At 72.5% G+C, this 2490-nt stretch carries 1 protein-coding gene and 1 pseudogene; both read left to right on the top strand.

The genetic code is table 11. The annotated features are described in order from the left end of the window. Window positions 1-1483: SbcC/MukB-like Walker B domain-containing protein (locus BJG92_RS15550; RefSeq protein WP_269462068.1), on the top strand; the 1483-nt coding region annotated here is incomplete at its 5' end. 108 nt (window positions 1484-1591) lie between these two features. After that, window positions 1592-2490: pseudogene (locus tag BJG92_RS15545) on the top strand (MFS transporter); the annotation flags it as partial.

Raw genomic sequence — 2490 nt, 5'->3', positions numbered from 1 at the left:
CCCCTGTGCCGTGTGCGGCAGCCCCGAACACCCCGCCCCGGCCCCGGCCGCTGCGTCCGCCCTGGCCGTCGCTGAAGCGGAGAAGGCCGCGCAGGACGCATGCGAGGCAGCAGAAAGCGCCCTGGCTGAGCTGGACCGCGGGCTGGCCGACGCCCAGCAGGGAGTTGCCGTGCTGGCGGCCCAGGGCGGCAACACCCCGCCGGAGGAAGCCCGCCAAGAGGCGCTGCTGGCAGGCGAACGCGCCGCCGAGGCCGGCCGTGCAGCCGAAGAACTTGCAGACAGCCGGTCCCGGCTCTCCGAGCTTGGGGAGGAAATCGCCGCCGCGGAACGGGCCCAGGCGGCTGATGCCTCGACCTTTGACCAAACGGACTCCACGATCGCTGAAGTCCAGGCACAGGCGGAGACCCTCGAACTCGCCATGGCGAAACTGCGCGCGGGCCACGGGACGCTGGGGGAGCGGATCGCCGCCCTCACGCGGACCGTTGCCATCCTGGAACACGCCGCAGAGGCGCGGACCGGGCTGGAACAGGCCAGGACCCGTGCCGGGGAGGCCCGGGCACAACTGGAGCAGGCGCTGCCCGCATCCGGGTTCGGCTCGGCGCAGGCAGCCCGGGCCGTGCTGCTCCCGGCAGCCGACGCAGCAGGCCTCGAAGCCGCCATCCGTTCCGGGCAGGACGAGTCCGCCAGGATCGAGGAGCTGTTCGCGGGCGAGGAACTGGCGCTCGCCGCCCGAGAACGGGAGACCGAGGGCCCGGCAGAGGCCGGGGCCCTGGAACAACTCCGTGCCGGCGCCGCCGCCGCCGACCTCGCCGCCCGCCAGGCTGGCCTGGCCGCCGGACTCGCCGAAAAGTCAGTGCGGACGCTGGGGCGGATCGCGGGCGAGTATGCCGAGCGCGCCGCCACAGGCCGGGAACCCCGGGAGCGGGCCGCACTGCTGAACGCCGTCGCCGACGCCGCCCGCGGCGCGGGAGAGAACACCTACCGCATGAGCCTGAACAGCTATGTGCTTGCCGCCAGGCTCGAACAGGTCGCCGTCGCCGCCTCGGAACGGCTGATCGGCATGAGCGATGGCCGCTACACACTGCAGCACACCGACGCCAAGGCCGCCCGCGGCGCCAAGTCCGGTCTCGGCCTTGAGGTGGTGGACCAGTGGACCGGGCAGCGCCGCGACACCGCCACGCTCTCGGGCGGCGAGTCGTTCATGGCCTCGCTCGCCCTGGCACTGGGGCTGGCGGACGTCGTGCAGCAGGAATCCGGCGGGGTGGATATCGAGACGCTGTTCGTGGACGAGGGCTTTGGCAGCCTCGACGAGCAAGCGCTCGAGCAGGTCATGGACGCCCTCGAGGGACTGCGCGACGGCGGCCGGGTGGTCGGGCTCGTGAGCCACGTGGCGGAAATGAAGCAGCGCATCAGCACGCAGCTCCAGGTAGTGAAGGAACGCAGCGGTTCCACGCTGCACATCTCCGACGACGTCCCGGGCTGACCCGTCCCGCCCTGACGGCCGGGCGCACGTGGGGCTATCATTGAACAGTTACCGGGTCGCGCGCATCGGGAGGAGGGACGATGCGCACCTTTGAACGAACCCGGAATCATGACACACCTACCGCCGTCCCAGGCGCCCGTTTCCGCGGCGCCGCTTTCATCTCCCGCGTCAGCTGAGGCTGCCGGTGCGGGCCGCGCCGCCGGGCGCTTCGCCCGGCTCCCGTTGCTGGCCGGCAGGAGCTTCATCCCGCTGGGACTCTTCGCCAGGCTGCCACTCGCCATGCTCACCGTCGGCGCCCTCACCCTGGTGACTGCCGTCACCGGATCCTATGCGGTTGGCGGCGTGTCGGCCGGGGCCGTCGGCATCGGTTCAGCGCTCGGCGCCCCCGTCCTCGGCGCCCTGGCGGACCGGCTCGGCCAGCGCCCGGTGCTGGTCTTTGCCGCGGTCTTCAACGCGATCGCCGTCGTCGCCCTGATCCTGGCCGCCTACCTGGCCCCCGGAGGCCAGGACCTGGCCGGCGCTGCGCCGGTTCTTGCCGCCGCGTTGGTGGCCGGCGCCAGCTGCCCTCAGGTTGGTCCCCTGGCCCGGGTCCGCTGGATGGCCCTGACGTCCCGTGGCGGTCCGGAGGCCAACTCGGCGGACCTTGACACGGCCCTGTCCTACGAAAGCACGGCAGACGAGCTCACCTTTGTCCTGGGGCCCGCGCTCGTCGGAATCCTCGCCAGCCTCATCGCACCCTGGCTGCCGCTGGCCCTCGCCGCCGCGCTGACCATCACCCTGGTTCCGGCTTTCGCCGTTCACCCCACCCACCACGCGGTGGTCCGGACGCCGGCGCGGACCGCGGCCGGTGCGGCACGGCAGAAGGAGCTCCGCAAAGCCATGCCGGCGCGGCAGCGCGCGGGGGCAGCCGCCGCCGTAGCCCTCCCGGTGCTTGCCATGGTGTGCATGGGCACATTCTTCGGCTCCACCCAAACGGCGCTGAGCTCTTTCTCCGCCAGCTTCGCGAC

The sequence above is a fragment of the Arthrobacter sp. SO5 genome (genome assembly GCF_020532805.1).
Taxonomy (GTDB): Bacteria; Actinomycetota; Actinomycetes; order Actinomycetales; family Micrococcaceae; genus Arthrobacter.
Note: the sequence above shows the minus strand (reverse complement) of the source record. Positions and strands in the feature narration are given on the sequence as shown.